The organism is Clostridium sp., assembly GCF_021443865.1.
In the GTDB taxonomy this organism is placed as follows: Bacteria; Bacillota; Clostridia; order Clostridiales; family Clostridiaceae; genus Clostridium.
The window spans coordinates 1-5,169 of record NZ_JABUTB010000120.1; the positions used below are offsets into that span (position 1 = coordinate 1).

At 30.2% G+C, this 5,169-nt stretch carries 8 protein-coding genes; all 8 read left to right on the forward strand.

The window, feature by feature from the left end:
• A partial coding sequence (ftsY, locus tag HUJ77_RS14350; protein WP_291709762.1) for a signal recognition particle-docking protein FtsY occupies positions 1-774 on the forward strand: 774 nt, incomplete at its 5' end.
• A 213-nt stretch (positions 775-987) separates the two neighbouring features.
• Positions 988-1,317 (forward strand): putative DNA-binding protein, encoded by a 330-nt coding sequence (locus HUJ77_RS14355; RefSeq protein WP_291709764.1) that lies wholly within the window; start codon positions 988-990, stop codon positions 1,315-1,317.
• 19 nt (positions 1,318-1,336) lie between these two features.
• Positions 1,337-2,689 carry a signal recognition particle protein gene (gene ffh, locus HUJ77_RS14360; RefSeq protein ID WP_291709766.1) on the forward strand — a complete coding sequence of 451 codons (1,353 nt, stop codon included), beginning with the start codon at positions 1,337-1,339 and terminating at the stop codon, positions 2,687-2,689.
• A gap of 35 nt (positions 2,690-2,724) precedes the next feature.
• Entirely contained in the window at positions 2,725-2,970 is a 246-nt protein-coding gene (gene rpsP, locus HUJ77_RS14365) for a 30S ribosomal protein S16 (protein WP_066893821.1), read from the forward strand.
• Positions 2,971-3,016: 46 nt separating this feature from the next.
• Positions 3,017-3,256 carry a KH domain-containing protein gene (locus HUJ77_RS14370; RefSeq protein WP_291709768.1) on the forward strand — a complete coding sequence of 80 codons (240 nt, stop codon included), beginning with the start codon at positions 3,017-3,019 and terminating at the stop codon, positions 3,254-3,256.
• Between the two features lie 149 nt (positions 3,257-3,405).
• Positions 3,406-3,903 (forward strand): ribosome maturation factor RimM, encoded by a 498-nt coding sequence (rimM, locus tag HUJ77_RS14375; RefSeq protein ID WP_291709771.1) that lies wholly within the window; start codon positions 3,406-3,408, stop codon positions 3,901-3,903.
• Entirely contained in the window at positions 3,893-4,606 is a 714-nt protein-coding gene (gene trmD / locus HUJ77_RS14380; protein WP_291709773.1) for a tRNA (guanosine(37)-N1)-methyltransferase TrmD, read from the forward strand. The genes rimM and trmD overlap by 11 nt, the downstream gene beginning before the upstream one ends.
• Positions 4,607-4,720: 114 nt before the next feature.
• Positions 4,721-5,071: a 50S ribosomal protein L19 gene (rplS, locus tag HUJ77_RS14385; RefSeq protein ID WP_291625179.1), complete on the forward strand. Its 351-nt coding sequence runs from the start codon at positions 4,721-4,723 to the stop codon at positions 5,069-5,071.
• The last annotated feature ends 98 nt before the right edge of the window (positions 5,072-5,169 follow it).

The following is a 5,169-nucleotide window of genomic DNA, read 5'->3' on the forward strand; positions in this document are numbered from 1 at the left end:
ATGTCTGATATTGGAATGGATACAACTATAGAAATAATAAATAGATTAAAAGATAAAATTAGAAAAGAAAAAATAAATGATCCAAATGAGGTGTATCCAGCATTAAAAGAAGTTATTAAGGATATGTTACTTGAAGGAACAGAAGAAAACACAACAGAAGAAGCAGGAAAGAAAGTATTGCTAGTTATAGGAGTAAATGGAGTAGGAAAAACTACATCCATAGGTAAACTTGCAGCAAAAAATAAAAATGCAGGAAAGAAAGTAATCTTAGCAGCTGCTGATACATTTAGAGCGGCAGCTATAGATCAATTAGAAGTATGGAGCGAAAGAGCTGGAGTTGATTTAATTAAACATAGTGAAGGTTCAGATCCAGCAGCAGTTGTATTTGATGCTGTAAATGCCGCAAAGGCAAGGAATATAGATTTATTAATCTGTGATACTGCAGGTAGATTACACAATAAGAAAAATCTTATGGATGAGTTATCAAAAATAGGTAGAATAATAGATAGAGAGTTTACAGGAGCTGCTAAAGAAACATTATTAGTTCTAGATGCAACTACTGGCCAAAATGCAGTAATACAAGCAAAACAATTTATGGAGGCTTGCCCAATCGATGGAATAATACTAACGAAATTAGATGGAACTGCAAAAGGTGGAGTTGTAATATCAATTAAAAATTCTTTAAATATTCCTGTAAGATATATAGGCGTAGGAGAAGGAATAGATGATCTTCAAGAATTTGATGCAGAAAGCTTTGCAGAAGCACTATTTTAAAATGAAGAATGTAAAATGAAAAGTTTAGAATTAAAGTGGAAATTCAGCAGAAGCTGAATTTGAATAAAATTTATAACTTAGCAAAGCTAAGTTATTTCCTTAATTCTACATTCTACATTATTAATTTTTAATTTTTTTATAGGGTGTTAAGTAAAAGTACTTGACAGTATAGAATTGTTTTGCTAAAATCTCATTTGTGGGTAAGGTGATGAAATGGAAGATAGGGTTGAGATTTCATTATTAATGGACCTATATGGACCATTATTAACTGAGAAACAGTATAGAATTATGGAGCTTTATTATAATGAGGATTTATCCTTAGCTGAAATTGCTGAATTGAATAACACAAGTCGTCAAGCTATCCATGATTTAATAAAGAGATGTTATAAACAATTTCTATCCTATGAAGAGAAACTTAAATTGCTTAAAAGAAGTTTTGAGCAAGAAGTAATAATTAATAATCTTCTTAATGAGTTAAAAGAAAAGTATTCTATTACTAAAGAAGATTATGAAAAATACAAAAGTATACTAGAAGAGTTATAAAATCATAGGAGGGGATAATATGGCTTTTGAAGGTTTATCCGATAAATTGCAGGAAGCTTTTAAAAAACTTAGAAGTAAAGGAAAGCTAACTGAAAAAGATATAAAAGAAGCCATGAGGGAAGTAAAATTAGCTTTGCTTGAAGCAGATGTTAACTTTAAAGTAGTTAAACAATTTATTTCAAGAGTAAGTGAAAAGTGCGTTGGAAATGATGTGCTTGAAAGCTTAACTCCAGCTCAACAAGTTATAAAAATTGTTAACGAAGAACTTACTGAACTTATGGGCGGTAGTGAAAGCAAGTTAAACTTTAACTCAGTTGGTCCAACTGTAATAATGATGGTTGGTCTACAAGGGGCAGGTAAAACTACCATGAGTGGAAAGCTTGCACTACAACTTAGAAAGCAAAATAAAAAACCTCTATTAGTAGCCTGTGATATATATAGACCAGCGGCTATAAAGCAATTAGAGGTAGTTGGAAAACAAATAGATATTCCAGTTTTTCAAATGGGTGATAAAGTTAGTCCTGTAGATATAGCAAAAGCAGGAATAGTTCATGCAAGAGAAAATGGAAATAACGTAATAATAATCGATACTGCTGGTAGACTACATATAGATGATAATCTTATGGATGAATTAAAGTCTATAAAAGCTGAAGTTAATCCACAAGAAATCTTACTTGTAGTAGATTCTATGACAGGTCAAGATGCAGTTAATGTTGCTGAAAGTTTTAATAATACTTTAGATATTTCTGGGGTTATTTTAACAAAACTTGATGGTGATACTAGAGGTGGTGCAGCATTATCAATTAGACATATGACAGAAAAACCAATTAAATTTATTGGTGTAGGAGAAAAGATGAGCGATCTTGAAGTTTTCTATCCAGATAGAATGTCTTCAAGAATATTAGGGATGGGAGATGTCTTATCTTTAATAGAAAAGGCTCAGCAAGCTTTTGATGACAAAGAAGCTCAAGAATTAAGTTCTAGAATGCTAGAAAATGATTTTACTTATGATGATTATTTAGCAGCTATGGAACAAATGAAAAAATTAGGTTCTTTGAGCAAAATTATGGAAATGGTACCTGGATTACCTAAGGAAATGAAAAATGTAGATTTTGAAGCTGGTGAAAAGGAATTACAAAAAGTGAAATCTATAATTTATTCTATGACTCCAAAGGAAAGAAGAAATCCAAAGTTAATTGCTAGTTCATCTTCAAGAAAGAAAAGAATAGCAAAGGGCTCAGGTACATCTCTGCAAGATGTTAATAAACTCATTAAGGGATTTGATGTAATGAGGAAACAAATGAAACAAATGAAATCTATGACAAAGAAATCTAAAAAAGGATTCTTTGGTAAGTTACCTTTTATGAGTTAAAATATATGACAATTTTTTAAAGGAGGTGAAAAAACATGGCAGTAAAAATCAGATTAAGAAGAATGGGTGCTAAGAAGGCTCCTTTCTATAGAATAGTTGTTGCTGATTCAAGAGCACCAAGAGATGGTAGATTCATCGAAGAAATTGGATACTACAATCCTTTAACTGAACCAGCTGAAATCAAAATCAACGAAGAAAAAGCTACTAAATGGGTTCAAAATGGAGCTCAACCAACAGATGTAGTTAAGAGACTATTTACTCAAGCAGGATTAAATAAGTAATTTTTTAGGAGGTGAACTCTGTAATTATTAATAGTTACAGGTGTTTATGAAGGAATTAATTGAAAATATAGCTAAATCCCTAGTGGATAATCCGGATGAAGTTCATGTGAATGAAGTACAAGGAGAGCAATCAATTATTCTGGAACTAAAGGTTGCTCCTGCAGACATGGGGAAAGTAATAGGCAAACAGGGAAGAATAGCAAAAGCTATTAGAACTGTTGTAAAAGCAGCAGCCATGAGAGAAAATAAAAATGTAGTAGTTGAAATTATTGATAAGAAGAGTTAGGGTTTTCCTAGCTCTTTTTAACATAATTATCTTTAAAAGGTGTAATACTTCTAATGTATCTACATGATAATAGATAGGTATAATAGAAATATTAATATAAACTATGCAATATGCATTATAAATTATTAATTTGTAATAAGAGGTGTAATATGAAAGATGTTTTAAGAGTTGGAAAAATAGTTAATACTCATGGCTTAAAGGGAGAAGTAAAGGTTATACCATTAACAGATGATCCTAAAAGATATAATGAGTTAGAATTTGTTTTAATAGACGGTGCTGAAAGAAAAATTCAAGGATGCAAATATCAAAAAGATAGGGTAATAGTTAAAGTAGAAGGTATAGATACAATAGAAGAAGCAGAAAAATACAAAAATAAATATATGGAAATACCTAGAGAGTATGCTGTTCCTTTAGAAGAAGATACTTATTATATTGCTGATATTATTGGTTGTAATGTTTTCGATACAAATGGAAAAGATTTAGGTGAAGTATATGATGTAATTCAAACTAAAAATAATGATGTGTATTGGATAAGAAAGCCAAAAGAACTTTTAATACCAGTATTATTAGATATAGTTACAGATATTGATGTTGAAAATAGAAAAATAACAATAAGACCTGTAGGAGAATGGCAAGATGAAGATTAATATTCTTACATTATTTCCAGAAATGTTTGATATTTTTAATCGTAGTATAATTGGAAAAGCGAAGGATAAGGGAATTATAGAAATTAATACAACAAATATAAGAGATTTTACTTTAAATAAGCATAAAAAAGTAGATGATTATCCTTATGGTGGTGGAGCTGGAATGGTAATGACTCCACAGCCTATTGTAGATTCTATTAGACGTTGTAAAGAAAGTAATAAAGGTAAGGTAGTTTTTTTAGGACCTAGAGGAAAGACTTTTAATCAAGAAATGGCCAAAGAATTAGCTAAAGAAGAAGAGATTATTTTCTTATGTGGACATTATGAAGGAATAGATGAAAGAGTGTATAAGTACATAGATTTAGAAATTTCTCTTGGAGATTTTATACTAACAGGGGGAGAAATGGCTGCAATCCCTGTAATAGATTCAATTTTAAGATTAAAATCTGGAGTCTTAGGAAAAGAAGAAAGCTATGAAGATGAATCATTTTCTGAAGGATTATTAGAATATCCTCAATATACAAGACCAGAAAATTTTGAAGGAGATAAAGTTCCAGAAATACTACTTTCAGGTCATCATGAAAATATAAGAAAATGGAGAAGAGCAAAATCTTTACTTATTACAAAGGAAAGAAGAAAAGATTTATACGATAAAATAACCTTAAGCAAGGAAGATAAAAAAATTTTAGAAAAGTATAAATAAAATATTGTGCTATAAGATTAATTATGTTAAAATTACCTTTGTGTTAGTACGGGCGGTCCTCTGTCAAGTATTTGTTAAGAACGTCTAAATAATTATTAAGGAGGGACTTACACAATGAACGAAATTATAAGAGCTATTGAAGCTGAACAATTAAGAAATGATCTTCCAAACTTCAACGTAGGAGACACTGTTAAAGTTTACGTTAAGATCAAAGAAGGAACAAGAGAAAGAATCCAAATGTTTGAAGGAACAGTTATCAAGAAGCAAAATGGTGGATTAAGAGAAACTTTCACTGTAAGAAGAGTTGCTTATGGTACTGGAGTAGAAAGAACTTTCCCTATGAACTCTCCAATCATTGATAAAATGGAAGTTGTAAGAAAAGGTAAAGTTAGAAGAGCTAAGTTATTCTACTTAAGAGATAGAGTAGGTAAGGCTGCTAAAGTTAAAGAATTAAACGTTAGATAATTTCTAATTACTAAGTAAGGGGCTTGTTTAAGTCCCTTTTTCTTTTTAATTAAGATTTAGAAACTTAAAATTTGATATAATAATAATAAATAAATTTT